The sequence below is a fragment of the Natronocella acetinitrilica genome, from assembly GCF_024170285.1.
Classification (GTDB): Bacteria; Pseudomonadota; Gammaproteobacteria; order Nitrococcales; family Aquisalimonadaceae; genus Natronocella; species Natronocella acetinitrilica.
Genome location: NZ_JALJXV010000006.1, coordinates 57,405 through 84,205, shown reverse-complemented (window position 1 = coordinate 84,205; position 26,801 = coordinate 57,405). Strand labels below are relative to the sequence as shown.

29 protein-coding genes and 1 tRNA gene are annotated in these 26,801 nt (G+C 63.6%); 27 read left to right on the top strand and 3 right to left on the bottom strand.

What is annotated here, in order from left to right; translation table 11 throughout:
• The first annotated feature begins 24 nt into the window (after positions 1-24).
• From J2T57_RS12865 to J2T57_RS12800, 14 genes are all read left to right on the top strand, one after another.
• On the top strand, positions 25-411 hold the full coding sequence (locus J2T57_RS12865) for a head decoration protein (protein WP_253478918.1): 387 nt from the start codon (positions 25-27) through the stop codon (positions 409-411).
• Positions 412-421: 10 nt separating this feature from the next.
• Complete coding sequence (locus tag J2T57_RS12860) at positions 422-1,432, top strand: major capsid protein (protein ID WP_253478916.1); 1,011 nt, start codon at positions 422-424, stop codon at positions 1,430-1,432.
• 5 nt (positions 1,433-1,437) lie between these two features.
• Positions 1,438-1,752 (top strand): head-tail joining protein, encoded by a 315-nt coding sequence (locus J2T57_RS12855; RefSeq protein ID WP_253478914.1) that lies wholly within the window; start codon positions 1,438-1,440, stop codon positions 1,750-1,752.
• Entirely contained in the window at positions 1,749-2,354 is a 606-nt protein-coding gene (locus J2T57_RS12850; protein WP_253478912.1) for a hypothetical protein, read from the top strand. Before J2T57_RS12855 ends, J2T57_RS12850 begins: the two co-directional genes overlap by 4 nt.
• Before the next feature lie 70 nt (positions 2,355-2,424).
• Positions 2,425-2,712, top strand: coding sequence for a hypothetical protein (locus J2T57_RS12845; protein WP_253478910.1), 288 nt, complete (start codon positions 2,425-2,427; stop codon positions 2,710-2,712).
• Positions 2,705-3,139: a phage tail terminator protein gene (locus J2T57_RS12840; protein ID WP_253478908.1), complete on the top strand. Its 435-nt coding sequence runs from the start codon at positions 2,705-2,707 to the stop codon at positions 3,137-3,139. The genes J2T57_RS12845 and J2T57_RS12840 overlap by 8 nt, the downstream gene beginning before the upstream one ends.
• On the top strand, positions 3,136-3,306 hold the full coding sequence (locus tag J2T57_RS12835; RefSeq protein WP_253478906.1) for a DUF7210 family protein: 171 nt from the start codon (positions 3,136-3,138) through the stop codon (positions 3,304-3,306). The genes J2T57_RS12840 and J2T57_RS12835 overlap by 4 nt, the downstream gene beginning before the upstream one ends.
• A gap of 3 nt (positions 3,307-3,309) precedes the next feature.
• Entirely contained in the window at positions 3,310-4,044 is a 735-nt protein-coding gene (locus tag J2T57_RS12830) for a phage tail tube protein (RefSeq protein ID WP_253478904.1), read from the top strand.
• Positions 4,044-4,499 (top strand): hypothetical protein, encoded by a 456-nt coding sequence (locus J2T57_RS12825; protein WP_253478902.1) that lies wholly within the window; start codon positions 4,044-4,046, stop codon positions 4,497-4,499. Before J2T57_RS12830 ends, J2T57_RS12825 begins: the two co-directional genes overlap by 1 nt.
• Before the next feature lie 141 nt (positions 4,500-4,640).
• Positions 4,641-6,635 carry a phage tail tape measure protein gene (locus tag J2T57_RS12820; protein WP_253478900.1) on the top strand — a complete coding sequence of 665 codons (1,995 nt, stop codon included), beginning with the start codon at positions 4,641-4,643 and terminating at the stop codon, positions 6,633-6,635.
• Complete coding sequence (locus J2T57_RS12815; protein WP_253478898.1) at positions 6,632-7,141, top strand: hypothetical protein; 510 nt, start codon at positions 6,632-6,634, stop codon at positions 7,139-7,141. Before J2T57_RS12820 ends, J2T57_RS12815 begins: the two co-directional genes overlap by 4 nt.
• Positions 7,142-8,776, top strand: a complete 1,635-nt coding sequence (locus J2T57_RS12810) for a hypothetical protein (protein WP_253478896.1) — start codon at positions 7,142-7,144, stop codon at positions 8,774-8,776.
• On the top strand, positions 8,773-9,129 hold the full coding sequence (locus J2T57_RS12805; RefSeq protein ID WP_253478894.1) for a hypothetical protein: 357 nt from the start codon (positions 8,773-8,775) through the stop codon (positions 9,127-9,129). Before J2T57_RS12810 ends, J2T57_RS12805 begins: the two co-directional genes overlap by 4 nt.
• A complete protein-coding gene (locus tag J2T57_RS12800) occupies positions 9,098-10,852 on the top strand; it encodes a hypothetical protein (RefSeq protein ID WP_253478892.1) in 1,755 nt (584 codons plus the stop codon). Before J2T57_RS12805 ends, J2T57_RS12800 begins: the two co-directional genes overlap by 32 nt.
• Positions 10,853-10,861: 9 nt before the next feature.
• Here the strand turns inward: J2T57_RS12800 and J2T57_RS12795 are convergent, their stop codons facing one another.
• Positions 10,862-11,266, bottom strand: coding sequence for a hypothetical protein (locus tag J2T57_RS12795; RefSeq protein WP_253478890.1), 405 nt, complete (start codon positions 11,264-11,266; stop codon positions 10,862-10,864).
• 1,197 nt (positions 11,267-12,463) lie between these two features.
• Between J2T57_RS12795 and J2T57_RS12790 the strand changes: the two genes are divergently transcribed.
• From J2T57_RS12790 to J2T57_RS12730, 13 genes are all read left to right on the top strand, one after another.
• Positions 12,464-12,955: a CinA family protein gene (locus J2T57_RS12790; protein ID WP_253478888.1), complete on the top strand. Its 492-nt coding sequence runs from the start codon at positions 12,464-12,466 to the stop codon at positions 12,953-12,955.
• On the top strand, positions 12,948-13,502 hold the full coding sequence (gene thpR, locus J2T57_RS12785) for an RNA 2',3'-cyclic phosphodiesterase (RefSeq protein ID WP_253478886.1): 555 nt from the start codon (positions 12,948-12,950) through the stop codon (positions 13,500-13,502). The genes J2T57_RS12790 and thpR overlap by 8 nt, the downstream gene beginning before the upstream one ends.
• Positions 13,503-13,546: 44 nt before the next feature.
• Positions 13,547-14,578, top strand: a complete 1,032-nt coding sequence (recA, locus tag J2T57_RS12780) for a recombinase RecA (protein WP_253478885.1) — start codon at positions 13,547-13,549, stop codon at positions 14,576-14,578.
• A gap of 5 nt (positions 14,579-14,583) precedes the next feature.
• Positions 14,584-15,054: a regulatory protein RecX gene (locus J2T57_RS12775; protein WP_253478883.1), complete on the top strand. Its 471-nt coding sequence runs from the start codon at positions 14,584-14,586 to the stop codon at positions 15,052-15,054.
• A 59-nt stretch (positions 15,055-15,113) separates the two neighbouring features.
• On the top strand, positions 15,114-17,714 hold the full coding sequence (gene alaS / locus J2T57_RS12770) for an alanine--tRNA ligase (protein WP_253479359.1): 2,601 nt from the start codon (positions 15,114-15,116) through the stop codon (positions 17,712-17,714).
• 104 nt (positions 17,715-17,818) lie between these two features.
• Entirely contained in the window at positions 17,819-19,072 is a 1,254-nt protein-coding gene (locus J2T57_RS12765; protein ID WP_253478882.1) for an aspartate kinase, read from the top strand.
• 222 nt (positions 19,073-19,294) lie between these two features.
• On the top strand, positions 19,295-19,498 hold the full coding sequence (gene csrA, locus J2T57_RS12760) for a carbon storage regulator CsrA (RefSeq protein WP_253478880.1): 204 nt from the start codon (positions 19,295-19,297) through the stop codon (positions 19,496-19,498).
• Positions 19,499-19,607: 109 nt separating this feature from the next.
• Positions 19,608-19,698 (top strand) — tRNA-Ser (locus J2T57_RS12755).
• A gap of 185 nt (positions 19,699-19,883) precedes the next feature.
• On the top strand, positions 19,884-20,888 hold the full coding sequence (locus J2T57_RS12750; protein WP_253478878.1) for an AI-2E family transporter: 1,005 nt from the start codon (positions 19,884-19,886) through the stop codon (positions 20,886-20,888).
• Between the two features lie 196 nt (positions 20,889-21,084).
• Positions 21,085-22,185 carry a fatty acid desaturase gene (locus J2T57_RS12745; RefSeq protein ID WP_253478876.1) on the top strand — a complete coding sequence of 367 codons (1,101 nt, stop codon included), beginning with the start codon at positions 21,085-21,087 and terminating at the stop codon, positions 22,183-22,185.
• Between the two features lie 151 nt (positions 22,186-22,336).
• The gene (locus J2T57_RS12740; RefSeq protein ID WP_253478874.1) at positions 22,337-23,557 is read left to right on the top strand and encodes a cation:proton antiporter; all 1,221 of its coding nucleotides are present in this window, start codon (positions 22,337-22,339) and stop codon (positions 23,555-23,557) included.
• 246 nt (positions 23,558-23,803) lie between these two features.
• Complete coding sequence (locus tag J2T57_RS12735) at positions 23,804-24,862, top strand: PQQ-dependent sugar dehydrogenase (protein WP_253478872.1); 1,059 nt, start codon at positions 23,804-23,806, stop codon at positions 24,860-24,862.
• 21 nt (positions 24,863-24,883) lie between these two features.
• Complete coding sequence (locus J2T57_RS12730; protein ID WP_253478870.1) at positions 24,884-25,435, top strand: hypothetical protein; 552 nt, start codon at positions 24,884-24,886, stop codon at positions 25,433-25,435.
• 7 nt (positions 25,436-25,442) lie between these two features.
• Here J2T57_RS12730 and J2T57_RS12725 read toward each other — a convergent pair whose 3' ends face one another.
• Together J2T57_RS12725 and J2T57_RS12720 are read right to left on the bottom strand one after the other, a co-directional pair.
• Positions 25,443-26,162, bottom strand: a complete 720-nt coding sequence (locus J2T57_RS12725; protein ID WP_253478868.1) for a glycosyltransferase family 2 protein — start codon at positions 26,160-26,162, stop codon at positions 25,443-25,445.
• A complete protein-coding gene (locus tag J2T57_RS12720) occupies positions 26,150-26,737 on the bottom strand; it encodes a DedA family protein (protein WP_253478866.1) in 588 nt (195 codons plus the stop codon). The genes J2T57_RS12725 and J2T57_RS12720 overlap by 13 nt, the downstream gene beginning before the upstream one ends.
• Positions 26,738-26,801: the final 64 nt, after the last annotated feature.

Sequence of the window (26,801 nt, the reverse complement as noted above, 5' to 3'; positions counted from 1 at the left end):
CACCAGACGTAGGAGAACGCAGCAATGACCGTACTGACGGAAGGCAAGCACCGGGCGGAGTTCATCGCCAGCGAGGCGAATGGAACCCGCAGCCGGGACGTCGTGACCCTGGCCGAGGGCCAGAATCTTGGCCCGGGCACCGTGCTCGGCCGCATCACCGCAAGCGGCCTGTTCACGCAGCTCGACCCGGAGGCCGAGACCGGCGCCGAGGTTGCCAGCGCCATTCTCTATGACCACGTGGACGCCAGCGACGCTGACACCTCAGCGACGGTCATCGCCCGGGATGCCGAGGTGGCCGATCACAGCCTGGTCTGGCCGGAGGGCATCAGCGCCGGCGACAAGGCCGATGCCATCGCCGCCCTGGCTGACACCTACGCCAACGGCTTCGGCCGCATCATCGTTCTCGACTAGGAGGCCTGACATGGCAACTCTGGACGTCTTCAAGCAGCGGGCCTTCCACATGGTGGAGCTGACGGCCGCGCTCAACAAACAGCCGTACCTGCCGCAGCTTCTCGGCAGCCTAAACCTCTTCGAGACCCGGCCGGTGCGCACCACCACCGTGGCCATCGAGCAGAAAAACGGCAACCTCAACATCATCGCCACCTCGCCGCGCGGCGCACCCCTGCAGCGTAACGAGCAGGAGAAGCGGGATATCCGCGACTTCCGTACTGTGCGCATCGCCCAGGGCGACCGCATCACGGCGGACGAGATCCAGGACATCCGCGCCTTCGGCTCGGAAACCGAGATGATGCAGGTGCAGCAGGAGGTGGCCGATCGCCTGCGCCAGCTGCGCCGCAATGTCGAGATCACCCACGAGCGCATGCGCCTTGGCGCCATCAAGGGCCAGGTGCTGGACAAGGACGACACCGTCATCAAGAACTGGTTTACGGAGTGGGGCGTCTCCCAGCCGGCAGAGGTGGACTTCGCCCTGGGCACGGAAGGAACCGATGTGCGCGGCAAGTGCAGCCAGATCGTCCGCGCCATGGCCAAGGCTGCTCAGGGCCTGTGGACACCGGCCACGGAAGTGCACGCCGTGGTGGGCCATGAGTTCTACGATGCCCTGTCGAACCACCCCCGTGTGCGGGAGACCTTCCTCAACTGGTCTGCTGCGGCAGACCTGCGCGAGGGTGCGGCGTTCAGCGCCTTCCCGTTCGGCGGCATCATGTGGCACGACTACCGCGGCAGCGACGACGGCAGCAAGGTAGCCGTAGCCGCTGACAAGGCGCACTTCTTCCCGGTGAACGCGCCGGGGGCCTTCCAGGTGGCCTTGAGCCCTGCGGAAACCTTCGACTTCGCGAACACGCGGGGCCAGGAGGTCTACGCCATGGTCATCCCCGACGAGAAGCGCAACGCCTTCGTTGACGTGGAGGTGTACAGCTACCCGCTGCACATCTGCACGCGGCCGAAGATGCTGCAGCGCGCCGGCGCGTAGGCCCCATGCAAGCCGCCCTCGACCGCACCAATCGCGCAACGCTCCGCCGCTTCGGCGTGCCGGTCACCGTGTACACCACGGCCGGCACGCTGGAGCTGCTGGGCATTGTCGATGACAGTGCCGAGGGCGGCACGCTGCAGCGGGGCGTGCCGGTGAAGCGCGGCAGCGTCAGCGTGTGGTTCGCCGCGGATCACCTGCCCGAGGGCGAGCTGCCGCGTGGCACGCGGCTGCTGGTGGAGGGCAAAACGCGGGAGGTGACCGGCCCGCCGGAGACTGACGGCGGCATGGTCGGCCATCCGGTGCGGGAGGTGCGCGAGTGATCCGCATTGCCATCACCGGTGCGCGCCAGGCGCAGCGCTCTGCCGAGAGGGCAGGGCGTGAATATGCGTCGGCCCAGGTGCGCACCCTGCGCAAGACCACCGACTGGGCGCGCTCGCAGATCCAGCGCGGCCTGGCGCGGGAGCATCGCATCCCGGTGAAGGCGCTCACCCGCGGCGGCCGGGGCAACCGTGGCCGCGTGCGCACCAGCATCCGCCGCGAGGACAACAGCGCCTACCTTTGGTTTGGCGTGCGCCCGGTGGCGCTTCGCTACGTCGGCAAGCTCTCGCAAAACCGTGTGGGCGTGAAGGCGGGCCGGCAGGCGCGCCGCGCCGGTGCCTTTATCGCCACCATGGGCAGCGGCTACACCAGCGCGTTCAGCCGCAAGGCCGGCGCGCAGCCCATTGCCCCTGGCGCCCGCAAGCCCGGCGGCGGCATCAACGCCACCGACCAGTACACCACGCTGCCGATCGCCGAGGAGACGGTGGCGCTGGAGCGCGCCGACGACGTGGGCGCAGACGTGCAGGCCCGTGTGCCTGAGCGCTACCGGGAACTGGCCAGGCAGGAGCTACGGTTTGCGAACACACGAATTGCCCGACGGTGAAGCGGGCCGACATAACGCAGAGCGCCATGGGCAGACAGACGACCGGCACAAAGGCGACGGGATGCAGCCAGTGGACAAATTCACAGCATTCGTCCTGAAGGTCTCCGGCACGCTCACTGCCATCGGCATTCTCTCGACGGCGGGGCTGATCTACAGCATCGGCCAGCAACTCGCCGTGCTGCAGGACCAGATGGCCCGACTCGACCAGCGCACCGCCGGGCTGTACACCGAGCGCCGTGCCGAGCGCGAATTCGGCGACGTGCGCCGTGAGCTGGAGCGCCTTGGCATGCGCATTGACGAGAACTCGCGGCGGCTCGACACGTTCAGCAACCGCATGCGCGAGCTGGAAAATGAATAGCCCGGACGCCTTTGCGGCCGTGGCGCCGGTGGTTGAGCGGCTGAAGGCCCGCTTCAGCAACACGGTGACGGTGGACTGGGCCAGCGAGGTGAGCGCGCTGGGTGACATCCGCCCCCTGTGCCCGGCGGCGTTCGTGCAGGCCGGTGGACTGCAGCCCCGCGACCGTCTGGCTGATGCCGCCCTGGTGCACGGCCTGCAGGAGGTGATCGTCACCGTCTGCATCGAGCGGCGCGACGAGGCGCCTATCGAGCAGCAGGCGCAGAGCGTGATGGCCGAGGTGTTCGCGGCGCTGAACGGCTGGCGACACCCCGCAAGCACGGGCCGCCCGCTGCGCTGGGTCGAGGCCCTGGAGCCCTATTTCGAGGCGGGATACGGCGAGTTCCCGCAGGTTTTCGCGTACCCCGTGACAGTCGGAGGCAGCACATGAGCAAGCAGAATCAGGCACTGGTCGAGGTGACCCTCAAGAAGGCTGGCCACAGCCACAAGGGCAAGCCCGTGGCCGAGGGCGGCAAGATCAAGGTGAGCCCCGCGCAGCGGGACTGGATGGCAAAGCGCGACCTCATCGTGGGTGCCGCGCCCAAGGCGGAGGGCTAAGCAATGCCGCAGAAAGTATTCCATTACCTGGGTAGTGGCCGGGTGTACGTGGGCCGCCGGCGCGTGGGCGTGGTGAGCGACCTGCAGCTGCAGGTTGAGGAGAACACCATCGACCTGATCGACAGCGAAAACCCGGGCGGCGGCACGGCCAACAGCGTGTCGCGGGTGACCGCGGTGAACATGACCATGTCGCTGCGCGACTTTCGCCCCGAGAACCTGGCGCTAGCCCTGCGCGGGCGCGTCCGCAACGTGGCGGCCGGCACCGTCACGGGTGAGGAGCACAGCGTGGTGGTCGACCGCCTCGTGCGCTTTGAACACATTGACGCCACCGAAGTGGAAGTGACCGACGGCGACACCACCACCTATGTGGCCGGCACCGACTACGAACTGACCGCTTCCGGCTTGATTCCGCTGTCCGGTGGGGCCTTCGCCAACGCCACCGAAGAAGAGCCGATGGCGATCGAGGTGGACTACGAATTCGGTGCCGAGGCCATCGCCGAGGCCCTGGTGGAAGCTGGCCAGGAGTTCGAGGTGGTGTTCGATGGCGTGAACGAGGCCGACAGCGGCGCACCCATGGTGGTGGATGTCTACCGCTTCCGCCCCAGCCCGGCCGAGGCGCTGGCGCTGATCAGCGCCGATGACTTTGCCGCGCTTGAGGTCAGCGGTCGCGTGCTGGTGGACACCAGCAAGGGCGCAGGGCTGAGCGGCTACTTCCGCGCCGTGCAGAAGGCCGCCTGATGGCAAGCCCCATCGACGGCCGCGTGGAGCTCGTGAACGGCGAGTACTGGGACGTATCGCCGTTCACCCTGCAGCAGAGCATGCGCCTGCAACGCGACCCCGACGCGAAGGCATTTATTGCCAGCGTGGCAGAGCGCGCGCCGCACTTCCTGCAGCTGCGCCAGTGGGTGGGCTCGCAAAGCGAAGCGCTGCGGGGCGAGGCGGTGGAGGCCCTGTGCAACGCCATGGAGGGGCACGACCGCTGCCTGCTGGCGCTCACCGCCCTGGCCACGGGCCGGTCGGTGCAGGCCATTCAGGCCCTGGGCGAGGTGGACCAGGCCGTGCTGGTGCTCGGCATGATCGTGGAGAACGAGAGTTTTTTTGGCCGCCGGCTGGCGAGCCACATGGAGGAGACGGCCAGCTGGAAGACCTCCTCCTCGAACTCGCTGGCCGAGGCATCCGCGGCGAAGCACTGAGCCTGGGGCAGCTCACCGCCTACGCCGGCGCGCTGCGCCGCGTGAAGGCCCGGGAGCAGGCCGAGCGCATTACCGCCGCCACGATAGGCGCCCGGGGCAAGAACCCGAGCGAAGCGATTAACCGCCTGTTAAGGGACGCCCGTGTCGACAATCGCTGACGCCATCCGCTTCACGCTGAGCGCCGACACCCGGCAGCTTGAGCGCGGCTTCAACCGCGCGGGCCGCACGGTGACCACGCGCAGCCAGGAGATGGATCGCTCGCTGCAGCAGGTGCAGCGCACGGCGCGGCGGCTCACCGGCATTATCGCCGGCCTGGCTGGTGCAGCCGGCCTGCAGGCGCTGATTCGCCAGAGCATCAACGCGGCGGATGAGATCGGCAAGCTCGGCCAGCGCACCGGCGAGACGGCAGAGTTTCTCAGCACCCTGGCCTTCGCCGCCGAGCAGAATGATGCCAGCCTGCGCGGTGTTTCCACAGGCCTGCGCAATCTCGCCAGCCAGCTCGACGCCGCCGCCCAGGGCGGCACCGCGCAGCTTGAGCTTTTCCGACGGCTGGGCGTCGAGGCCACCAACACGGATGGCAGCGTGCGCGGCGTCGGCGAAACGCTGTTCGACGTGGCCGATGCCTTCCAGCAACTGGAGAGCCCCACCCAGCGGGCCGCCCTGGCGCAGGAGCTATTCGGGCGCAGCGGCGAGGAACTGATTCCCCTGCTGCTGCAGGGCTCCGAAGGCATCCAGCAGCTGCAGGCCGATGCCGCCCGCTACGGCCGGGAGATCAGCGGCCGCCTTGCCCAGCGCGCGGAGCGCTTCAACGACCAGCTCAACATCCTGCGCAGCCGCGCCCAGGGTGCCGGGCTGACGCTGGCGGATGCGGTGTTGCCGGTGCTGATCGCCGTCACCGAAGAATTCGACAACGCTGCGGAGAACGGCACCGGCTTCCAGACGGCCATCGATGGCTTGTCGTTGGGCCTTCGCACCCTGGTGCTGGGTGCGCGGGGTGCGATCTTCGGCCTGGAGGTGCTGGGTTCCACTATTGCTGCCGTGGCGGCAGCGGCGACGGAGCTGGCGCAGGGCAACTTCGGCAGCGCCCGGGACATTCTCTGGTTCGAGCTGGATCGCGATGTGGCCGAGCGGTTCGACAACTTTCAGGACTTCTATGATCGCCTGTTCCGCGCCGAGGAGGACCTGGCCGACGAGATCAAGGGCCGGCAGCGATTGCGCGACGCGGAGACCACCCTGCAGGCGGCCGCCACCGATGCCGCTGAGGAGCAGGAAGCCCAGGAGCGGCGCATCACCGATGCCATTCGCGATCGCGGCCGCGAGCTCGATGAGGCCAAGCGCCGCGCCGAGGATGCCCGCCGCGAAACGGAGGAGCTGGAAAAACTGTTCGCCGGCCTGCGCGGCGAGGCCGAGCGCGAAGGCCGGCCCGAAACGGTGCTGGACGTGCAGCGCCTGCGCGCCGAAGCGGACCGCCAGCTGCGCGATGGGGACCTGGACGGCGCCATCGAGAGCGCCCGCGAGGCGGCGCGCATCATCGAGGCCCTGCAGCGTGATGACGAGCTTGAGAACGCCGGTGCCGCCACGGTGCGAGAGATCGAGCGCATTGCGCTGGAAGCGGCCCGCGCCCGTGAAGCCGCTGCACAGGATGAAGTGCAGACCATCGAGCAGCAGATCGAGGCCCTGCAGGGCCAGCTGGACGGGCTGAAGGGCACCATCACCCTGGATGACGACGAGCTGGCCCGCGAGGCCCAGCGCGCCCGCGACTTCCTGGAGCAGCTGTTCCTGCGAAACCCGCTGCAGATCCCGGTGATTGCGACGGGCGAGGGCGGTGACGGCGCCGGCCTGCCCGTGCGCCACAGCGGCGGCGTGCTGCCCGGCAGTGGGGAGAGCGTGTTCGTGGGCCTGGGCGGCGAGGGTGTGGTTAACCGGCAGGTGATGTCCGCCATCGGCGAAAGCGGGCTGAACGACCTCAACCGCATGCGCCTGCCCGAGGGGCTGGCCGGCCAGCAGGGCGGTGGGCGTGCCGTACACCTGCACATGGGTGGTCGTGATTATCCCATGACTGCGGAGGCCGACGTTGCAGACCAGGTAGAGCGGTTTATTCGCCGTGAAGCGCTTAAACGTGGAGGCCCGCGATGATCCCCCTGGTCGTCGGCTCTGTGATCATCCCGCAGGACGGGCAGGTGGCCCTGGAGCAGCGCTACGTGCCGGTGTTCGGCGGATCCCGGGTGCGCCTCAGCGACGGGTCGCTGGAGCAGTACACCCGCTGGCGGCGGCTACGCACGGAGATTACCGGGCGCGGCTGGGTGCCGCTGGGGCTGGACCTGCTGGACTATGACGACACGGTGCTCATTGATTGCGTCGCGCCCCGCAGCACCATTACCACGGCCACATCGGTGACGCTGCCTGGCGTGCGTCGGCCCGATGCCGACGTGGTTGCCCACGCCCGCCTGGGGCAGCAGGACTGGGTGCGGACGGACGTCAGCGTGAGCGGTGAGACCGCCACCATCATGGCCGTGACCGACGCACTGCAGTACCAGGTGCGCTGGTACCCGCGGCTGACCTGCTGGCTGGCTCCGCCGGATGAGGGGCTGGATGTGCCCGGCGCGGACTGGGACTGGCGGCTGGTCGGGGAGGAGGCGTAGGTGCGCTGGAACGGCCGGGTGATTGTCGATGGCACCGACCTCACCGCGAGGGTGACCGGTCTCCTCACCATCCAACAGGAGGAATCTGCGGCGACGAGTGCCGATGTGCGGCTTGTGCCGACAGTGACGCCGATTGCGCTCAGTGAGTGGGTTGGCCTGCCGGTCACCATCGACTACCTGGACCTGGACGCCGCCGGCAACGAGGTGGACAGCTATCGGCTGTTCACCGGCGTGGTGGATGAGCCCGAATATGACCCGGTGACCCGGGAAGTGCTGCTCACCTGTTCGGACGACCGCCAGCAGCGCCTCGAAGCCCAGAGCCGCGAGGCCCTGGATGTGCTGATCGGTGGTTATTACAGCGACGACGTCACCGGCGAGATCACCACCAACCTGGAGTACGCGGAAACGCTGCTGCAAACGGTGCCCGCCGCGCTGGATATCCGCCCCGACACCAACGCCTTCACGCTCACGGACTGGGCCGCGAAGGCAACCCCCGATCACACCATCACGCGCGTGATCGACAGCACCATGCAGGTCACCGTGGCCAGCCGCCGCGAGCTGGTAAACAGCGTGCGCATCGAGCTGGACTACCGCTTCACCCGCTTTCGCGAGCGCGCCCATGAGTGGATCTGGGTCTGGAATGGGAGCGGCGATTTCTGCAATTGGTTCGACGACACGACCGAGCTGCCGAACCTGCCGATGGTCGAGCAGGCCAGCGCCGGCACGAACTGGGTGCGTACCGACCCGGTTACGTATACGGCCCTGCCGCCATCCGCCGCAGACCCCTGCAATACCGGCGCGAACTGGGTGAACCCCCAGGCATGGGACCCGCTGCTGCTCGAAGCCGAGTGGGTGGCCTACCAGTGGGGCACCCAGGTAGCCACCGAGCGCTATGCGCTAACGGTGGAGAGCCCTACATCCATCGCCCAGGTCGGCGAGGTGCTCGACCGCGACCGGGCCGGCATCACCACTGAAGCCGATACGGACGACTGGCCCGACCGGATCCCCGAGCTTGGCGCGCCGGTGGTGGATGCCCTGGGCGACAACGTGTGGGACCAGGCCGACCGCGACGCCCTGGGCGACGCTGGGGAGGTGCTGCTGCGCCGTGCCCGCAATCGCGTGCTGGACAGCCACCGCCGCAACCTGGTGCGTTTTTCGGTGCCGTTGCTGCCCACCGTAGACCTGCCGGATACCGTGGCCGTGGACGCCGAAGGCGTGGTGGCCCGTGGCAAAGTCTGGCGGCTGGTGCACACCATGGATTTCAGCGAAGACGGCCAGGTGCCGCAGACGCAGATCACTCTCGCGGTGTCGCGGGCCGGTGGCGACGGCGTAACCGAGCCCGCGTGGGAGCTGCCGACGCCGCCCGATACGCAAGCCCCTGGAGACCCGCCGGACGCGTTGACCCTGCTGCCCACGCAGCTCGGTGGCAAGGCCAGCTCCCCGCCGTATGACGAAGACCAGGCTGGCTTCGCCGGTAACTATTCGGTGATCGAGTTGGGCACCGAGACTTACCCCCGGCGCTTCACGGTGGCGAGCCCGGAGGTGGACGCCGGCGCCCGCGACCCCGTCGAAGCAGAGGCGACAGCGATCTATTCCGTCGCCGTGCCCCATGAGCCGCTGGAGCTGACGCTATGAGCAGTGGTAGCGATCGCTCAATTCTGCGCGACCTGCGCACCTTGCTGCCCGGCACGAAGCCGCCGCGACTGGGGCCATCAGCGCCGCGCGGGCCGCTGCCATCCCAGAGCCGTGAGGCCCTGCCGGAGGAACGCCCGGCGCTTTCCCCTAGTGGCGGCGGTGACGGTATTGCCAGCCCGCTCACGGAGACGGACATTGCGCTGCGGCAATTCCATGACACTGCCGTTTTCACCAGTGCCGACGGCGTGTTCACCATTGAAGTGCAGGCGATCAAGCGCATCGTGATGGAAGACGCCAACAGCCAGGAGGTGGTGTTCGAGTATGCCGACCCCGATCCCGGCGACCCTGAATGATCTCTTCGACCGCGTGGTCACCGCCGGCGTGCCCCTGCACGGCCTGGTGCGCAACGGTACGCTGACGCTCCCCAACGACGATACCCGCAGCTGGCCCCAGGGCACCGCCGTGCAGGAGGGCGACACCCTGCTGTTTCGCGGGCGCAACAGCTACACGCCCGAGCGGGACACCGAGGCCCAGGCACGTGACGCGGCCAACGGCTGGACGTGGCCGGATGCCGCGATCATCGGTGGCCATGGGCGCTACCTGCACGGGCAGGCCCTGGGTGAGCACTGCTGGCTGTACAGTGACCCGGCTGGGCGCAGCTGGAAGGTCGACCCGCAGCTAAGCATTAGCTACAACCATCTCGACCCGCTCACGATCACCCTGGCGGTCACCGCCTTTGGACAGTTCCAGCGCGAGCCCGACACCACGGAGTACACCGAGGAACTCACGCTCTCAGATTGGGGGCAGGCCGAGCCAGTCATCAGCGCGGCGAACTTTCCGCAGATTCGCCTGGAGGCGATCACGCAGCACGGTGACCGGGCGGCCATGGCGGCCTATGTGAGCGTGGGCGGGAACGAGGCCTACAATCACGGCGACAGCTTCGATGATAGCCAGATCCTGCATGCGTATGTGGGCGTGCTGGAGATCACCCTCATGGGCACCCCGGGTGTCGATCTTGCGGCGACGATGGCGGTAGTTGTGGACCGCGACACCGCACTGGGCGTGTTTAGCCAGCAGCAGACCAGTACGGCCACCTCACCCTGGTATTTCTGGGAAGCGGAAAGCGTCCAAACTGAGGGCGAGCCCCCTGAGTGCGACGGCTTCGAGCGGCGTACGATCAGTGCCGTGGTCAGCGCCACAGACAGCTCCCCCTCAGGGTCGACGTCGCGGCAAGTGCTAAACAGCCACAGCGCGTTCGAGCTGCACGAAGACCGGCTGGTGGGCTGTTACTACGCGGCGGACGAAACGCTGCGGCTTTGGACCATGGACTGGCACTGCCAGCGCCAGCACACCGTCAACAACCCAACCGCGGTGGTGACCCCGCGCATCGTCCGCAGGGACCACACCGGCAACGTCTCATTCGGCGTCTGTGAGCTGGGCAGCGAAGTGGTGGAGCAGGAGGGGGAGTGCTATGTGCGTACCGACGCGACATTGGATGAGGACCTCACCGTGCGGCTCAAACGTGATGGCCTGGTGGTGCGGGAGGTCACGGCGGAGTGGCAGGGCAGCGCGACGCGCTACTGGAATGCGCCTCCGACCATCATCCCTCGGAGATCTGGGACGACGACGGAGTGGTCAGACGAGTACCAGTACACGCAGAGTGTCCCTGGCATGGACCCCGCCTCAAACCAGTCATTCAATAATTTCAACACCGGAGCTATTCTGCCACCGCTGAGCCCGGCGTTCTTCCCGAACCTGAACATCACGGGCAGCGACAACGCGAGTGACCGCTACACCGTGATCAGCCGCCGGTTCATCCTCGCGAACGATTTCTCCACCTACAACGTCCTCATGACCGTCAGCTACCTGAGCAACGCGCTGAAGACCATCAACGCTACCCAGTTCGACGATTTCAACATCCTCAACGTGGGCCGGATGTACGGCTGGGCGAGCCCGGAGGGAGCCGATCCCGCCGAGTTCAACGCGCCGCCGTTCGGTGGGCGATACCATGGATCGTGGAACCCGATCAGCAACCAGGTAGAGGTTTTCCAGACGGACGTGGTGACGTGGACGTAGCTGGAAGGGCTATCTGCGGTTGAGCCGCGCGGCCGCCTGTGCACGTTCGCGCCTCGATGGCGCTGCGGTTTCCAGATCGTTGGCGCGGTCGTGCTCCTGGAACTCTGCAGCCAGCTTGCGGCCACGCGGGGTGTTCAGCGGCACCAGGTTATCGCTGCCGCACTCCGGGCAGGTAGCCCGGTAGGTGCTCTGGCGCCAGATGCTGTAGATCAGCCCCGGGATGATGAACAGCAGCCAGAGGATGATCTCCACCCCCATGCTGCCGCGCGGCTTGCGTTTCGGGTTGGCGACCGTCGCGCAGTCCGCGCACACGCGCTGCCGGCCGTGCTTGCGGTTCTGGCTGGTCATGAGCCCGTAGGCGATGGCGGTGATGATGATGACGGAGAAGAGAAGAAGTCCGAATCCACCTTCCATGGCCCACCTCACTGTCTGTTCTTATGGAGTGCCCGCGCGCCGCATGCGGCTGACTTCCCTGCCGGTGCCTGGCCTTCCAGGTGCATCGCCTTCCTGGCGACGGCGGGCGCCATTTACGCTATCGCGAGTGGAATATTTGGTCAATTTCGGAAAAAAGGCTCACCTGGATTGGTGGTAATGCGGTGCTTTGTTCGGCTTCGGTTTCAGGGCAATCGACGATGCTCCAATACCACATGTAGTGGTAAAGCAGTGCGCAAACATCAAGCTGTAGCCCTCTGTCGAGTGTTGACTTGCATGCTTTCCGCTCTAATATGAGCAGCTGATACCCGCCGTGGAGACGGCTCTTTATGCCCATGCCTTACATAAAATTGAGCGAGGAGATGATTGCTGGCAAGGGGCCTGCAAGGGTCGGCACCCTTTCGGTGTCGCTTTTAAGGAGGGCTATCTATGAAAATAGAGGGCCAAATACACTGGAAGTTGAAAGTGGAGACCGGCGCAGACGTCCGACGAATATTTGCGATTGCAGTCGCGAAATTCGTCTTAGTGGTCGCCAGCACCGGCCTCCTTCCGTAGGCAGAGCCGTCACTGCGGCGGGTATCTCTTTTTATAACCGTTCGACCTTTCGAATGAGGCCTCTTCGAGCCTGTGACGATATGACTTATTGGCCACGGAAGCAACCCAATGGTGGTGGAGATTACTACTGTTGTACTGTCCCATAAGCACCAGAGTGGTCTATGACAGCGCAAGCTTTCCGGCGCTACTCTGCTGGCCTGTTTGGGACAGCGGAAGCGACTTAAAGGCTTATATTTTGGGGGCTTTTCAGAGGCAGTGTGCCCCGCTACGAACCAGGTGCTCGGGGGAGGGGAGTCCTGTCGGGCGCACCGACCCTTCATGCGGCACAGATATCTCTCAAGGCGCAAACATGGGCCCGATTTGCGGCCCGAACGCTGTCTAATTGGAAGGGAAGCGAACAAGGGAAACAATGCGTTGCAGAAGCCTTGAACTGAATGATGTATTAGACTTCTCTCGAAAAAATAACATATAAAACAGTGGTTTATTGTTATTTGTGGCGATAATGCTGCATCATGGGCGTGTGTTGCTGACCGGAGGCAGCCACGTCTATCGAACTCCTGGGCAGGCGAGGGCGTTGGGGCGCTATGCTAGTTTGACCCTGTAGCCCCTGCAAGCGAGCAAGTAATGAGCGATTCACCGTTGTATGCGCTGGCCGTCCGGGTCGGCCATTGTCTAAAGGCCACAGGCCGAACGCTTGCCACCGCCGAATCCTGCACCGGTGGCTGGATCAGCAAGCTGGTCACGGACAGGGCAGGCAGTTCCGATTGGTTCGACCGGGGCTTCGTGACCTATTCCAATGCCGCCAAGGTCGAGATGCTGGGTGTGCCGGCGGAGTTGATCCAACGCCATGGTGCGGTGAGCCGCGAAGTGGTGGAGGCCATGGCCAGTGGTGCCCTGGAGCGGAGTCAGGCATCGGTTTCGGTGGCAGTCAGCGGCGTTGCCGGGCCCGGTGGCGGCAGCGCCGGGAAGCCCGTGGGGCTGGTCTGGTTCGCCTGGCGGGTGGATGACGATGTGTCGTCCGAATCGCTGATACTCCCTGGCGATCGTGATGCTGTGCGACGGGACGCGGCCTGGCATGCGCTCGAGGGTGTCCTGGCGCGGCTCGTCGATGAGTGATCAGCGTCGATTGTTCTTCGGGCTGCGGCCTTCCGCCACCAGGCGCGGCGAGCTGGAGCACAGCGTGAATGACTGGCAATTGGGCGGCAGGCCGGTTGCCGCCGGCAACTACCACATCACGCTGGTTTTTCTCGGCAGCTGTGACGCCCCGTCCATGGAGCGGGCGAAGAAGGCGGCCGGCGCAGTGCACGCTCGTCCGCTGACGCTGGTGCTCTCCCGGGTCGAATACTGGCACCGGCCGCGCATTGCGGCGCTGGTGCCCCGTGTCGTGCCCCCAGCGCTGGAGCGCTTGCAGCGTGAACTGGCGCTGGCCCTGCGCACAGCGGATTTCGAGTTGGAGGATCGGGTCTACCGTCCGCACCTGACGCTTGCAAGAAAAGCGGTGCAGCGGGAGCCGTTTGACGTTGCCCCGCAACGCTTCCGCTTTGCCCGGTTCGGTCTGTTCGAGAGCCGCTCGGGGCTTGGTGGCGTGCGCTATATCGAACTGGACACCTGGTCGCTGAAAGGAGCGCCCGGGGGTGTGAGCGATATGGCCGATATGGAATAATGGCCGCTTGATTTTCCAGCGCTGACAATCGCAGAGGGGAAAGAATGGACGACAATCGCAAGAAGGCCCTGGGGGCCGCCCTGAGCCAGATCGAGAAGCAGTTCGGCAAGGGTGCGGTCATGCGCATGGGTGATGCCCGGGCCGTGCGTGACGTGGATGCCATCTCCACCGGGTCGCTGACCCTGGACATGGCACTGGGCATCGGAGGCCTGCCCCGTGGACGTGTCGTGGAAATCTACGGCCCGGAATCGTCGGGCAAGACCACGCTGACCCTGCAGGTCATCGCCGAAGCGCAGAAGGCCGGCGGCACCGCCGCCTTCGTCGACGCCGAGCATGCCCTGGACCCGGGTTATGCCGAGAAGCTGGGCGTCAATGTTGACGAACTGCTGGTGTCGCAGCCGGATACCGGCGAGCAGGCGCTGGAGATCGCCGACATGCTGGTGCGCTCCGGCGCCGTTGATGTGGTGGTGGTCGACTCCGTGGCCGCGTTGACGCCGAAAGCGGAGATCGAGGGTGAGATGGGTGACTCCCACGTGGGCCTGCAGGCGCGGCTCATGTCCCAGGCGCTGCGCAAGCTCACCGCCAACATCAAGCGTACCGGTACCCTGGTGGTCTTCATCAACCAGATCCGCATGAAGATCGGCGTGATGTTCGGCAGCCCGGAAACCACCACCGGCGGTAACGCTCTCAAGTTCTATTCTTCGGTACGCCTTGATATTCGCCGCATCGGTGCCATCAAGAAGGGTGACGAGGTGGTGGGTAACGAAACCCGCGTCAAGGTGGTGAAGAACAAGATGGCGCCGCCGTTCAAGCAGGCCGAGTTCGAGATCATCTATGGCGAAGGCATTTCCCGCGAGGGAGAGCTGATCGAGCTTGGCGTGAAGCACAGCCTGGTGGACAAGGCCGGCGCCTGGTACAGCTACAACGGTGATCGCATTGGCCAGGGCAAGGACAACGTTCGCCAGTTTCTGAAGGACAATCCGGACACCGCTGCCACGATCGAGGCGAAGTTGCGGGAGATCCTGCTACCCAAGCCGCCGGAGCGTTCCGAGGAGGCCTCCCAGGCTGAAGCCTGAGGGCGGTGACTGACGAATCGGAAGCCGTCGACCAGGCGGTGGAGGCTGGCGTCAGGCTGTTGGCCCGGCGCGAGCATGCATCGTCGGAGTTGCGCCTCAAGCTCATGCAGCGAGGTTACGCCGACGATGTGATCCGGCAGGCGCTGGCTCAGCTTATCGATCGTGACTACCTCAGCGATCAGCGCTTCGTGGAAGTGTTTCTTCGCCATCGCTGCGAGCAGGGCTATGGCCCGATCAGACTGGTCGCGGACATGCAGGCCCGGGGTGTGGACGATGCCATCTACCGTCCGTTTCTCGACGCCCTGGAGGTGGATTGGATCGCCCTGGCCCGCGACCAGAAGCGGCGGCGATTCGGCCCCGGCAAACCGCCCAACCGCAAGGAGTGGGCGCGGCAGGGCCGATTCCTGGCCGGGCGGGGTTTTACCGCCGAACAGGTATACACGGTCCTCGGCGAAGAGGACGATCTGTCAGACTGATGTACACCCTGACGCCGGTGGCACAGTGCCGGCAAGCGACCAACGGAATTCAGATTGCCATGACCAGCAGCGCCGAACTTCGCAGCAAGTTTCTGGAATACTTCCGCAGCAAGGGCCATACCGTGGTCCCCAGTGCCCCGCTGGTGCCCGGCAACGATCCCACATTGCTGTTCACCAATGCGGGCATGGTGCCGTTCAAGGATGTCTTCCTCGGGCAGGAGCATCGCGACTATGTGCGCGCCACCAGCTCCCAGCGCTGTGTTCGCGCCGGTGGCAAGCACAATGATCTGGAAAACGTCGGCTACACCGCGCGGCACCACACCTTCTTCGAGATGCTCGGTAATTTCAGCTTTGGCGACTACTTCAAGCGCGAGGCGATCCAGTATGCCTGGGAGTTCCTCACCGAGGTGATCGGACTGCCGCCGGAGCGTCTCTGGGTCACGGTGTTCGAAGAGGATGACGAGGCTGCCGAAATCTGGCTGAAAGAGATCGGTGTGCCCGCCGATCGTCTTTCCCGCATCGGTGCCAAGGACAACTTCTGGGCCATGGGCGATACCGGGCCCTGCGGCCCCTGCTCGGAAGTGTTCTACGACCACGGGCCCGAGGTGGCTGGCGGCCCGCCCGGTACGCCGGAGGAAGACGGTGACCGCTACATCGAGATCTGGAATCTCGTGTTCATGCAGTTTGACCGCTCCGCCGACGGCACCCTGACCCCGCTGCCCAAGCCGAGCATTGATACCGGTATGGGGCTCGAGCGGCTCGCCGCCATCCTCCAGGGCGTGCACAGCAATTTCGAGATCGACCTGTTCCGCAAGCTCATTGCCGCTGCGGGGGAGGCGACGGCTACCCGTGACCTCGAGCATGATTCCCTCAAGGTCATTGCCGACCATATTCGTGCCTGCGCCTTCCTGATCACCGACGGTGTCATGCCGTCCAACGAGGGGCGGGGCTACGTACTGCGCCGAATCATCCGTCGCGCGGTCCGTCATGGCTACAAGTTGGGCCAGCCGGAAGTCTTCTTCCATCGCCTGGTGGCGCCGCTGGTGCAGGAGATGGGCGAGGCCTACCCGGAGTTGGCGGAAGCCCAGGCCCAGGTAGAACGCACCCTGCGCCGTGAGGAAGAGCAGTTCCGGGAAACCCTGGATCTGGGGCTCGGTCTGTTGGAGGGCGTGCTGGACGAGCTCGCCGGGGATGAAATACCCGGCGAGACCATCTTCAAGCTCTATGACACCTTCGGTTTCCCCGTTGATCTGACCAACGATATCGCCCGTGAGCGGAATCTCCGGCTCGACATGGTAGGCTTCGACCGGGAAATGGACAAGCAGCGTGAGCGTGCCCGTGCCGCCAGTCAGTTCAAGACTGCCCATGCTGGCGGCGTTCAGGTAGAGGGCGCGTCGGATTTCACCGGCTATGACCATCTGCGCGATCAGGGCGTGGTGACTGGCTTGTTCACGGAAGGTCGTAGCGTCCAGCAGCTTGAGGCCGGCCAGACCGGTATGGTCGTCATGGATCGCACGCCGTTCTACGCGGAGTCCGGCGGCCAGGTCGGCGATGCGGGCGAACTGATCGCCGATGGCGCCCACTTTATCGTCGAGGACACCCAGAAGCAGGGTCAGGCCCATGGCCACCTGGGGCGTGTCGAGCAGGGTGTGATCCGCGTCGGTGACAGCCTGCAGGCGCTGGTAGACGCCGCGCGGCGTCAGGCCGTGGTGCTGAACCATTCGGCGACACATCTGCTGCATGCGGCGCTGCGCGAGGTGCTGGGCAAGCATGTCACCCAGAAAGGCTCGCTGGTGGCACCGGATCGCCTGCGTTTCGATTTTTCCCACCCCGAGCCCGTGACTGCGGAACAGCAGGAACGTATCGAGCGCATGGTCAACGCGCAGATTCGGGCCAACGCGGCGGCTGATATTCGCCATATGGGCTATGACGAGGCCATCGATTTCGGCGCCATGGCCCTGTTTGGCGAGAAGTACGGCGACGAGGTGCGCGTCCTCAGGTTCGGCGATTTTTCCACGGAACTGTGCGGCGGCACCCATGTGCAGCGCACCGGGGATATCGGGTTCTTCAAGATCATCGTCGAGACCAGCGTGGCCTCGGGGATACGCCGCATCGAGGCCGTGACCGGTGAACGGGCGGTTAGCTGGGCCGAAGAACAGGCTGCGCGCATCGCCGATATCGGCGGCTTGCTGCGGGCGAGTCCCGACAATATCCGCGTCAAGGTCGAGCAACTGCTGGAGCGCAACCGGCAAGCGGAACGTGATCTGGAGCGCCTGAAACAGAAGCTGGCCAGCCAGAGCGGTGGCGATCTCGCCAGCCAGGCTGTCGACGTCAATGGCATCAAGGTGGTTGCCTCCCTGATGGAGGGCGCGGATGCAAAAACCCTGCGGGATGCCGTGGATCAGCTCAAGAACACGCTGGGGTCCGCCGCCATTCTGTTGGCAACGGTAGAGGATGGAAAGGTTCGCCTGGTTGCCGGTGTAACCAAGGACCTGACCTGCCGCATCAAGGCGGGAGACCTGGTGAACTCGGTGGCTGGCCAGGTCGGTGGCAAGGGCGGTGGCCGCCCGGATCTCGCCCAGGCTGGTGGTACCGATCCGTCCGCGCTTCCCCAGGCCATCGCCGGGGTCTCCGATTGGGTTCGCAACAGCCTGCAATAGTTCGCACGAGGCCGGCCAGTCCGGCCTTGTTTGCGATAAAGGCATGAAAATCATTGGCGTTTCGTGTTTAATAACGGCCCCCTGAGCAGACGGTAACCAATTCAATGGCTCTGATAGTGCAGAAATACGGGGGGACATCGGTCGGTACGCCCGAACGTATCGAGCATGTCGCCGAGAAAGTCATCAAGACCCGGGAAGCCGGCAACGACGTCGTCGTGGTGGTCTCCGCCATGAGCGGCGAAACCAACCGGTTGATCGAACTTGCCAAGGCCATCCATAGCCGTCCGCCGGCGCGGGAGCTCGACTTGCTGGTTTCCACCGGCGAGCAGGTCACCATCGCCCTGTTGGGCATGGCGCTGGAAAAGCGCGGCCATGCCGCCCGTTGCTATACCGGTGCGCAGGTGAAGATTCTCACCGATAGCGCCCACAGCAAGGCACGCATTCAGGAAATTGATGCCAAGGTCGTCACCGAAGACCTCAAGCAGGGGCGCATTGTCGTGGTGGCGGGCTTCCAGGGCGTCGATTCCACCGGGGCGATTACTACGCTGGGTCGGGGCGGCTCCGATACCACGGCGGTGGCGCTCGCGGCTGCCCTGAAGGCCGAAGAATGCCAGATCTACACTGACGTCGATGGCGTGTACACCACCGATCCGCGGGTCTGCAGCAAGGCACGGCGCCTGAATCGCATCACCTTCGAGGAAATGCTCGAGATGGCGAGCCTGGGCTCGAAGATCCTGCAAATTCGTGCCGTGGAGTTCGCCGGCAAATACCATGTGCCACTGCGTGTCCTCTCTACCTTTGATGAGGGCCCGGGCACACTGATCAGTTTCGAGGACGATACGATGGAAGAACCACTGATTTCCGGCATCGCCTTCAATCGGGACGAAGCCAAGCTGACCGTGCTGAACACCCCCGACCGCCCCGGCATTGCCGGCATGATCCTGGGGCCGATTTCCGATGCGAATATCGAGATCGACATGATCGTGCAGAACGTGAGCAAGTCCGGGGCAACGGACTTCACCTTCACCGTCCACCGCAATGATCATGACCGCGCCCTGGAGATCCTGCAGAGAACTGTGGAGGAGATGGGCGAGGGCGAAGTGTATAGTGATACCAAGATCGTGAAGCTCTCCCTCGTAGGGGTGGGCATGCGCTCTCACGCCGGGGTCGCCACGACCATGTTCAAGGCCCTGGCGTCGGAAGGCATCAACATCCAGATGATCTCCACGTCCGAAATCAAGATTTCCGTAGTGGTCGAGGAGAAGTATCTGGAGCTGGGCGTGCGCGCACTGCATAGCGCCTTCGGTCTGGATGATGACGACGCAACGGTTCGCGTCGAAGGCAAGGAGGCAGGGTAGGGAAGCCACACGGGCATGGAATGGATTCCACGCCTATGCTGGTCTGTATCGTAGTCACATAGCTGAAGGGTTGACGGCAATGAGTCGTCAGTAATGAATCTGCGTCGATGATTGCCACGCCATGAAGGGCAGGTGCGCTTGCGGCCGACCAGGGTGGGGTAGGCAGGATGGGAGCCCTCTCGCTCCCGGCGACGCGTTTCCAGGATCTTGAGGAGAAGGGAAATGCTGATTTTAACCAGACGCGTTGGTGAAACGCTGATGATCGGCGACGAGGTAACGGTGACCGTCCTGGGCGTCAAGGGCAACCAGGTTCGCATTGGTGTGAATGCGCCGAAGCATGTTTCCGTGCATCGTGAAGAGATCTACGAGCGTATTCGGCAGGAGAAAGAGGGGGAAGACGAGGCCGACATCGGCAATCGAGGTTAATCGTCACCCGCAGCGTTGCGCGGGAGAGCCAGTCCACGCGCCGGTTCAGCCCGGCGCCGGGGTTTACGCTTTCGGGCAATTCCCGTATCCTTGCGCGCTCTGATGTTCAGGAGAGGTGGCCGAGCGGCTGAAGGCGCTCCCCTGCTAAGGGAGTATGGGTCAAAAGCCCATCGAGGGTTCGAATCCCTCCCTCTCCGCCATGCAAACAAAAACGGCTCCCAATGGGAGCCGTTTTTGTTTGTATCGACCAGCGGTGATTCGAACTCTCGGAACAATCAAGTCTCTGGGCGCGCCACGTGCGTGTTCTCCGGCGCACCGACATCATCCGTTTGGCGGGGCAACCTGCATTCTTCGCCGAGCTGTCGGATCCCGGATGCTCCCAAACATGGACTCAAAGCGCTGGATCAGGACCGACACGATCCTGCTGACGGCAGGGCTTCTTCTGATCGGCTACCTCCTTGGGGATTTACTGTTACTTGTGTTCGCGGCCGTGCTTCTTGCGGTTGGGCTCGACGGGCTTTCGCGGTCGATCGCGGGGTGGCTACCTGTCTCCCGCGGGTGGGCGCTTCTGGGTGTCACGATTGGCATCGCAGCGGTCATTATCGGTTCGTTGGGGATGTCGGCTGCAGGCCTCGTGCAGCAGTTCCGGGAAGTAAGTGAGACGGTGCTCGATTTTGCCGAGCGGGTGCACGCCTGGCTCACCGAACTCGGCATGATGACAATGATGGAGGACATGAATGTCGAGAATGGCGTCCTGTCCGGAGCCGCGGGCGAGACGGCGGCGCATATAATGACCGCGTTCGGTGCCGTCGCAAGCCTTATCATCCTTGTCGTTCTTACGCTTTTCCTTGCAGCGAAGCCGGGACTCTACCGACAGGGGGCAATACGCCTCGTGCCACCAGACAAACGCGAGCTGGTGGATAACACTCTGTCAGCGGTTGCCCACGCACTGCGCTGGTGGTTTCTCGGACAATTCGTGTCTATGGCTCTCCTTGGGGGAACGGTTGCGCTTGGGCTCTTCGCGCTCGGCATCGATCTCTGGTTTGCGCTTGGGGTGTTGACGGCGCTGCTCACCTTCATCCCGTTCATCGGCCCGATTATGGCGGCCGTACCAATCGTCGCGGTGGGATTTACCGAGGGAATGCAGACAGGGCTCATTGTGCTGGTCGGCTACTTCGTTATTCAGAACATCGAGGGCAACGTCGTCGTGCCCATGATCCAGCACAAGGCCGTCAACCTCGCGCCAGCGCTGCTGATCTCCGTTCAGGTACTCTTCGGGCTCGTCTTTGGCGCGGTTGGGTTGATCCTCGCCGCACCGCTCACGATCGTGGCAATGGTCTCTGTACAGAAGCTCTGGGTGGAACACACCCTGGGGGATAAGCTGACGTAGCGCGCAGCGTTACGAGGTTTGCGCTCTCACCCAACCAACGGGCTTCCTTTGCTTCATCGACCGTTGGTCATACCGGGGTGTGTTCACCGACGCACCGACGACAGCCGTTTCTCAAGTCAACCTGACTGCTTCGCCGATGGCTGCCGGTTTGTATCGGCCAGAACCGGAGGCGCACTGGTCGTCAGAGAGTCACCGAATGAGTGTAGAAACGTCGAGTGTCGACAGGGCAGGCGACCCGCAGGCGTGGCGCCGCCTGCTGGTTCGCTACCGTGAACCCCGCATCATGCGAAGCCTTGCGGAGATCGTTGTTACGGCCGTCCCATTCGCGTTCCTTTGGACGCTGACCTGGATTGCCGTAAGCGCAGGCTACTGGGTTGGGCTGGTGCTTGCGTTGCCCGCCGCCGGTTTCCTCGTGCGCCTGTTTATGATTCAGCATGATTGCAGCCACGGGTCGTTTTTCCGTTCTCGGCCTGCCAACAACTGGGTTGGGCGGGTCATCGGGGTGTTGACCCTGACGCCTTACGATCTGTGGCGACACAGCCATGCAATCCATCATGCCAGTTCCGGCCACCTGGACCGACCCAGTGTCGGTGGTATCGATACGTTGACCGTTCGGGAGTACCAGGGCCTCTCGTGGCATCACAGGCTGCGTTATCGCTTGTATCGTCATCCTCTGGTTTTGTTCGGAATCGGCCCGGCGTATATCTTCTTGCTGGATCATCGGTTGCCGGTGGGTTTCATGCGGTCGGGGTGGATGCCCTGGGTGAGCACCATGAGCACGAATATGGCCATCATTGTTGTGGCCGCTGGCGTGATCTGGCTCGTGGGTGTTGGGGATTTCCTGCTCGTGCAGCTACCCATTACGCTGCTCGCCTCGGTGATGGGCGTATGGCTGTTCTATGTCCAGCACCAGTTCGAGGAAACCTACTGGGAACACGAGGACCAGTGGGAATTCCATGAGGCGGCCTTTCGCGGGAGTTCGCACTATGCATTGCCGGGCATGCTGCGCTGGTTCAGCGCCAACATCGGCGTGCACCATGTCCATCACCTGTGCAGTCGGATCCCGTCATACCGGCTCGGCGAAGTGCTGCGGGACTATCCGGAACTTCGGGGTGTCGGTCGCATCACGCTCCGCCAGAGTCTGGCGGCCGTATCGCTTGCCCTCTGGGATGAACGCCAACGGCGCCTGATCTCTTTCAGAGAGAGAAACGAAACCCAGAGCGCCACGCTATCCATCGCCGCGCGCGCACCAGCAGTCGGTCAACCAGAGTGGCAACAGGGCCGCCGATGCGACTGAAGCCTGGGTCGGCTCATCAGGCTACGGCTGCCGCTGGTGTGCACCACCGGCCAAGGCACAATCCCCGCTGAGCGCCGATTGCCCTTGATGCACCCTGCCGACCGGGCGATTTCCAGGTCGCTCCGGTGGTGAGAGACCACTGAGACTCAACATGAGCGAACTGTACATCGCAATCACCGTTGTCGGATTGTCCGTGCTCTTGCTGGCTCTTGTTTCCCGTCCTATCGAGAGAACGCCTCTGGCTCCTCCACTTCTCATGATGCTCATGGGGATAGCGCTCAGCCCTGTGGGTCTGGATCTGCTCAGCCCAGCTCGCTGGGGTAACCCCGAATTGATCATGGAGGAAGCTTTTCGCATCACGTTGGCGATTGCCGTGATGGGAATCTCGCTGAGACTGCCTCGGGCATTCATCCGCCGGGAGTGGAGGACGTTGGCCATCCTCTTGGGTGTGCTGATGCCCTTGACGGCGCTGGTATCCGGGGCCATTGCCTTCGGCGTATTGGAACTATCTCTGCTTGCAGCCCTGCTGTTTGGTGCCACTGTTACCCCCACGGATCCCGTGGTGGCGTCCTCAATCGTGAACGGCAGCGCCGCGAAGAAAAACCTCTCTCCCAATGTCCGCTACCTGATTTCGGCGGAAGCCGGAAGCAATGACGGACTGGCTTACTTGCTGGTGATGCTCCCGGTGTTATTCATGACCCGATCAGGGGACTCGGCGGTGGGCGTCTGGCTTTTAGACATCTTCCTCTGGAAGATATTGGGTGCAATTGTGCTTGGCGTGATCATTGGCGCCGTGGCCGGGCGGCTGCTCCATCACGCGGAAGATCGACACAGCATTGAAAAGAGCTCCTTTCTCGCCTACACGCTGGCTTTGACGCTGCTCGTGTTGGGTGGGGCCATGCTGATTGGCGTTGAGGAAATTCTCGCCGTGTTCGTGGCCGGCGTGGCCTTTGACCAGTTTGTCGGCGCGCAGGAACGTGCGGCGGAGAAAAACGTCCAGGAAGCCGTCAACAGCTTCTTCACGTTGCCAGCCTTTACCTTGTTCGGGCTTGTGATCCCCTGGGACGAGTGGTTGCGGTTAGGCTGGACCGGGTTGCTCGTCGTTGTGGCCGTGCTGCTCTTTCGACGCCTTCCCGTGCTGCTTCTGTTGTATCGTCTGTCCCCGTCTCTCGGATGGCGAGACGCCTGGCTGATAGGATGGTTCGGGCCATTGGGGATTGGAGCCCTGTTCTATACAACGTTGGTCGTTGGATACATCGACGAGGGAGCGCTGATCTGGACGCTCACCAGCATGGTGGTTTTCGCTTCCGTCCTGGTGCACGGCCTGACGGCAAGCCCCCTCGCACGAAGATACGGGAGAGCCGTCGCTTAACGGACCTGCTGCTTCGCCATGTGCCGAAGCCCCGGGTGATCCCGAAAATCGATCCCATTCTCGCCGCGACCCCTGTTACCGGAGCAGCGCCGTGTGCGGTGCCGTACGGTATCAACCCAAATACACGTGAAGACTGCAGTAACCCCAAATGGAGCCGCTTAGCTCCTCGGCGCGAAGTCGAATCATCCGAGATCCGGGAAATCTATGCGCAAGCTGCTTCCATTACTGATCGCGATCGCTGCACCCATGTCAATGACGGCAGGCGCCGTAGACTATCAATTGGAGGTGCTGGCCGAGCCGCTCGAGCATCCCTGGTCGATCACGTTCCTGCCGGACGGTGCCATATTGGTCACGGAGCGGCCAGGTCGGTTGCGCATTGTGACGTCTGATGGGCTCCAGCCGACTCCCGTCGCAGGGCTGCCCGAGGTGTTCTCGTCGGGCCAGGCGGGGTTGCACGATGTGCTTTTGGCCGAAGATTTCGCAGACTCCGGAATTCTGTTCCTGTCGTTCGCGTACGGGAATGACGACGAGAACCATACGCGTGTTGTCCGTGCCCGATTCGACGGGCAAGCCCTGTTCGACGTAACGCCCATCTTCACGGCACAGCCTCCAAAGAGTGGCGATGCACACTATGGCGGCCGCATGGCCTGGATGGACGACGGCACGCTGTTGATCGGCACTGGTGATGGCTTCTACTTTCGCGAGGAATCGCAGAATCTCGGCAGCCACCTGGGCAAGATCATTCGCATTCGGGATGACGGCACCGTGCCCGACGATAATCCTTTCGTGGACACAGCTAACGCAAGGCCAGAAATCTACAGCTACGGCCATCGCAATGTGCAGGCCATCGTGAACGACCGTGACCAGGGCGTGATCTACGCCCATGAACACGGCCCGCGGGGCGGCGATGAACTCAACGTCATTCTTCCAGGCAGGAACTACGGCTGGCCGATTATCAGTCATGGCAAGGACTACAGCCGCGCACTAATCACACCGTTCACGTCCTATGACGGCATGGAGCAGCCGCTGCTGCACTGGACACCGTCAATTGCCCCGTCCGGCATGACCCTGTACGACGGGGAGTTGTTTCCGCAGTGGCGAGGGAGCCTGTTCGTCGCGGCACTGGCGGAGGAATCTGTTCGGCGGGTGCCGATGCTGGACGGGGGCGAGCCGGGCGCCCAGGACACTCTGTTCGAGGAACTCGAGCAGCGAATCCGGGATATACGGACTGGTCCCGACGGTGCGCTTTACCTGATCACCGACGAGCCCGAAGGGCAGTTGATACGGGTGGCGCCGGTACGCTGATCAAGCGCAGGAGAGTGATTCATGCACCCAAGAAACACGCTTATGAGTTCCCAGTCGCTGCTGCGCCTGCTCCTTGGCTTCCTGGCCGCAGTCGTTCTGACCGTTCTATGGGGTTCGATTGTCCAGACCCAGTACAATCTCGCTGCCCTGACGGCAATCGGTGCAGACATCGGCCCGGGCATCAACCTGAGAGCCACTCTCGCCGACATCTTCTCTGGTTTCAGCCTGATGTACGGGGGGTACGTGGTGCTGCCGGCGTTGTTGGTGGCCTTTGTCGTTGCCTGGTTGGTGGTTTGGCGGTTCGGAAACCCATTGCCGTGGTTTGGGCTTGCCGGTGGCCTGGCCATCCTGGTTGGGATTCCGCTGGTCAATTGGCTGTCGCCGTTGGCCCTTCTGATCGGTGCCACCAGGGATGTGTCATGCACCATTCTGATGGCCTTGGGCGGCGTAGCCGCCGGCGTCCTGTTCGCCTGGGTGGCACGACTACAGCCGCCCAGTGAATCCAGGACAGACAAAACGCCGGCGAGGCCCGTTGGTCAATCAACCGATGGACAGCCCATCCGGACATATTGATTTCGGATCAGGCGCTTCCCTTGCCATTCGCACTGGCACGGACCAGCGTCGTGAGTCTCTCCTTGACACGCACCGCCCTCGGAATGATCCACCCGAGTATGTAAAGTCGGAACGAGATCGACAGGATCGCTCCGATCATGCCCGCGCGTCGAGCGGCGCCAAGCGCGACACCGTATTTCTTTTCCTTGATCCGGTGGGACGTGCCGTATACCAGTTCGAACCCCATACCCTTCTCGAACTGCTTTGAGGTGTAGTTCAGGACGATCTCGATCTCGAAGCCATCGACGCCGTTCGCCGGGATGGCTTCCCATAGACGACGCGTCAAGGCGCGGTCGCCGCCGATGATCGGGAAATATCGCAGCGCCCGGTTAAGCATCAGTGTCGAGCGGGCGCGCAAGCCCACGTTCATTTCGAAGCGACCCTCGATGACCGGTTGCATGATTTGGGACAAGGTTTGTTGGGTATGCCCGGTGACGTCAGCGTCAAGAAATAACAGGATGTCGGCCTTCGCCGAACGCACGCCTGCATCCAATGCAGCAGTCTTGCCCGCATTTCGATCCAGACGGATGACTCGGGCACCCGCTGCCTCTGCCACCTGGGTTGTCGCATCCCCTGAACCGTCATCCACCACAATGACTTCCTCAACACGAGGGTGCTGTCGGGCACTGGCAATGACGCCGGCAATGGTGTCGACCTCATTGAACGCCGGTATGACTACCGAGACCATTTGCTTCTCAACAGGCGGCTCACCAGATAGTTGGTGGCCACGGCAATCACGACGAACAGCAGGAATGCGATCTCCAGGCGCTCAAAAATGTCGCCAAGCTGCCGGGACGACCCGACGATTGAATAGGCGATTGCAACGAGAGCGGCAGAAAGTGCCAGGACACCGAGAAAGTTGACGACGATATAGGTGCGGAAGGCCATGTCGTGGACACCCGCAAGGACTTGGGTGATCGTTCTCGTGCCATACACGAACTTGGAAAGAAACAGGATTTGCGCGCCCTTGCGACTGAACATACGTTCAAGACCACGAACGACATTGTTACTGTGCCGCCCGGGAATCCGCGCGAGTGCCGTTGCCGGGAATTTTCGGCCGAGTCCATACCAGGCGAGATCGGACAGGACAGTGGCCAGGATCGCGAGCGAGATCACTGCTGCAAGGTCAAGATGCCCTGTAACAGCCAGGAATATGGCCGGTAACAGGACGGTCTCTCCGGCGAAGAGCATGCCGACAAAAATAAACAGGAATGGGTAAGCCTGAAGCAGGCTTATCAACGGCTGCAGGAATTCAAACAACATAGCCTGCCGATTTGTTTATCAACCACATTGGCGGTGTGCTTGAAGCGAGGAATGTGGGCAAGTT

Bases quoted from the DNA above. Each gene is read 5' to 3' on its own strand.
- csrA (WP_253478880.1), top strand. From the start codon at position 19,295: ATGCTGATTTTAACCAGACGCGTTGGTGAAACGCTGATGATCGGCGAC.
- J2T57_RS12835 (WP_253478906.1), top strand. From the start codon at position 3,136: ATGAGCAAGCAGAATCAGGCACTGGTCGAGGTGACCCTCAAGAAGGCT.
- J2T57_RS12830 (WP_253478904.1), top strand. From the start codon at position 3,310: ATGCCGCAGAAAGTATTCCATTACCTGGGTAGTGGCCGGGTGTACGTG.
- J2T57_RS12765 (WP_253478882.1), top strand. From the start codon at position 17,819: ATGGCTCTGATAGTGCAGAAATACGGGGGGACATCGGTCGGTACGCCC.
- J2T57_RS12865 (WP_253478918.1), top strand. From the start codon at position 25: ATGACCGTACTGACGGAAGGCAAGCACCGGGCGGAGTTCATCGCCAGC.
- J2T57_RS12720 (WP_253478866.1), bottom strand. From the start codon at position 26,737: ATGTTGTTTGAATTCCTGCAGCCGTTGATAAGCCTGCTTCAGGCTTAC.
- J2T57_RS12735 (WP_253478872.1), top strand. From the start codon at position 23,804: ATGTCAATGACGGCAGGCGCCGTAGACTATCAATTGGAGGTGCTGGCC.
- J2T57_RS12725 (WP_253478868.1), bottom strand. From the start codon at position 26,162: ATGGTCTCGGTAGTCATACCGGCGTTCAATGAGGTCGACACCATTGCC.
- J2T57_RS12750 (WP_253478878.1), top strand. From the start codon at position 19,884: ATGGACTCAAAGCGCTGGATCAGGACCGACACGATCCTGCTGACGGCA.
- J2T57_RS12745 (WP_253478876.1), top strand. From the start codon at position 21,085: ATGAGTGTAGAAACGTCGAGTGTCGACAGGGCAGGCGACCCGCAGGCG.
- J2T57_RS12840 (WP_253478908.1), top strand. From the start codon at position 2,705: ATGAATAGCCCGGACGCCTTTGCGGCCGTGGCGCCGGTGGTTGAGCGG.
- J2T57_RS12855 (WP_253478914.1), top strand. From the start codon at position 1,438: ATGCAAGCCGCCCTCGACCGCACCAATCGCGCAACGCTCCGCCGCTTC.
- J2T57_RS12795 (WP_253478890.1), bottom strand. From the start codon at position 11,266: ATGGAAGGTGGATTCGGACTTCTTCTCTTCTCCGTCATCATCATCACC.
- J2T57_RS12815 (WP_253478898.1), top strand. From the start codon at position 6,632: ATGATCCCCCTGGTCGTCGGCTCTGTGATCATCCCGCAGGACGGGCAG.
- J2T57_RS12800 (WP_253478892.1), top strand. From the start codon at position 9,098: ATGCCGACCCCGATCCCGGCGACCCTGAATGATCTCTTCGACCGCGTG.
- alaS (WP_253479359.1), top strand. From the start codon at position 15,114: ATGACCAGCAGCGCCGAACTTCGCAGCAAGTTTCTGGAATACTTCCGC.
- J2T57_RS12790 (WP_253478888.1), top strand. From the start codon at position 12,464: ATGAGCGATTCACCGTTGTATGCGCTGGCCGTCCGGGTCGGCCATTGT.
- J2T57_RS12730 (WP_253478870.1), top strand. From the start codon at position 24,884: ATGCACCCAAGAAACACGCTTATGAGTTCCCAGTCGCTGCTGCGCCTG.
- thpR (WP_253478886.1), top strand. From the start codon at position 12,948: ATGAGTGATCAGCGTCGATTGTTCTTCGGGCTGCGGCCTTCCGCCACC.
- J2T57_RS12825 (WP_253478902.1), top strand. From the start codon at position 4,044: ATGGCAAGCCCCATCGACGGCCGCGTGGAGCTCGTGAACGGCGAGTAC.
- J2T57_RS12740 (WP_253478874.1), top strand. From the start codon at position 22,337: ATGAGCGAACTGTACATCGCAATCACCGTTGTCGGATTGTCCGTGCTC.
- J2T57_RS12860 (WP_253478916.1), top strand. From the start codon at position 422: ATGGCAACTCTGGACGTCTTCAAGCAGCGGGCCTTCCACATGGTGGAG.
- J2T57_RS12805 (WP_253478894.1), top strand. From the start codon at position 8,773: ATGAGCAGTGGTAGCGATCGCTCAATTCTGCGCGACCTGCGCACCTTG.
- recA (WP_253478885.1), top strand. From the start codon at position 13,547: ATGGACGACAATCGCAAGAAGGCCCTGGGGGCCGCCCTGAGCCAGATC.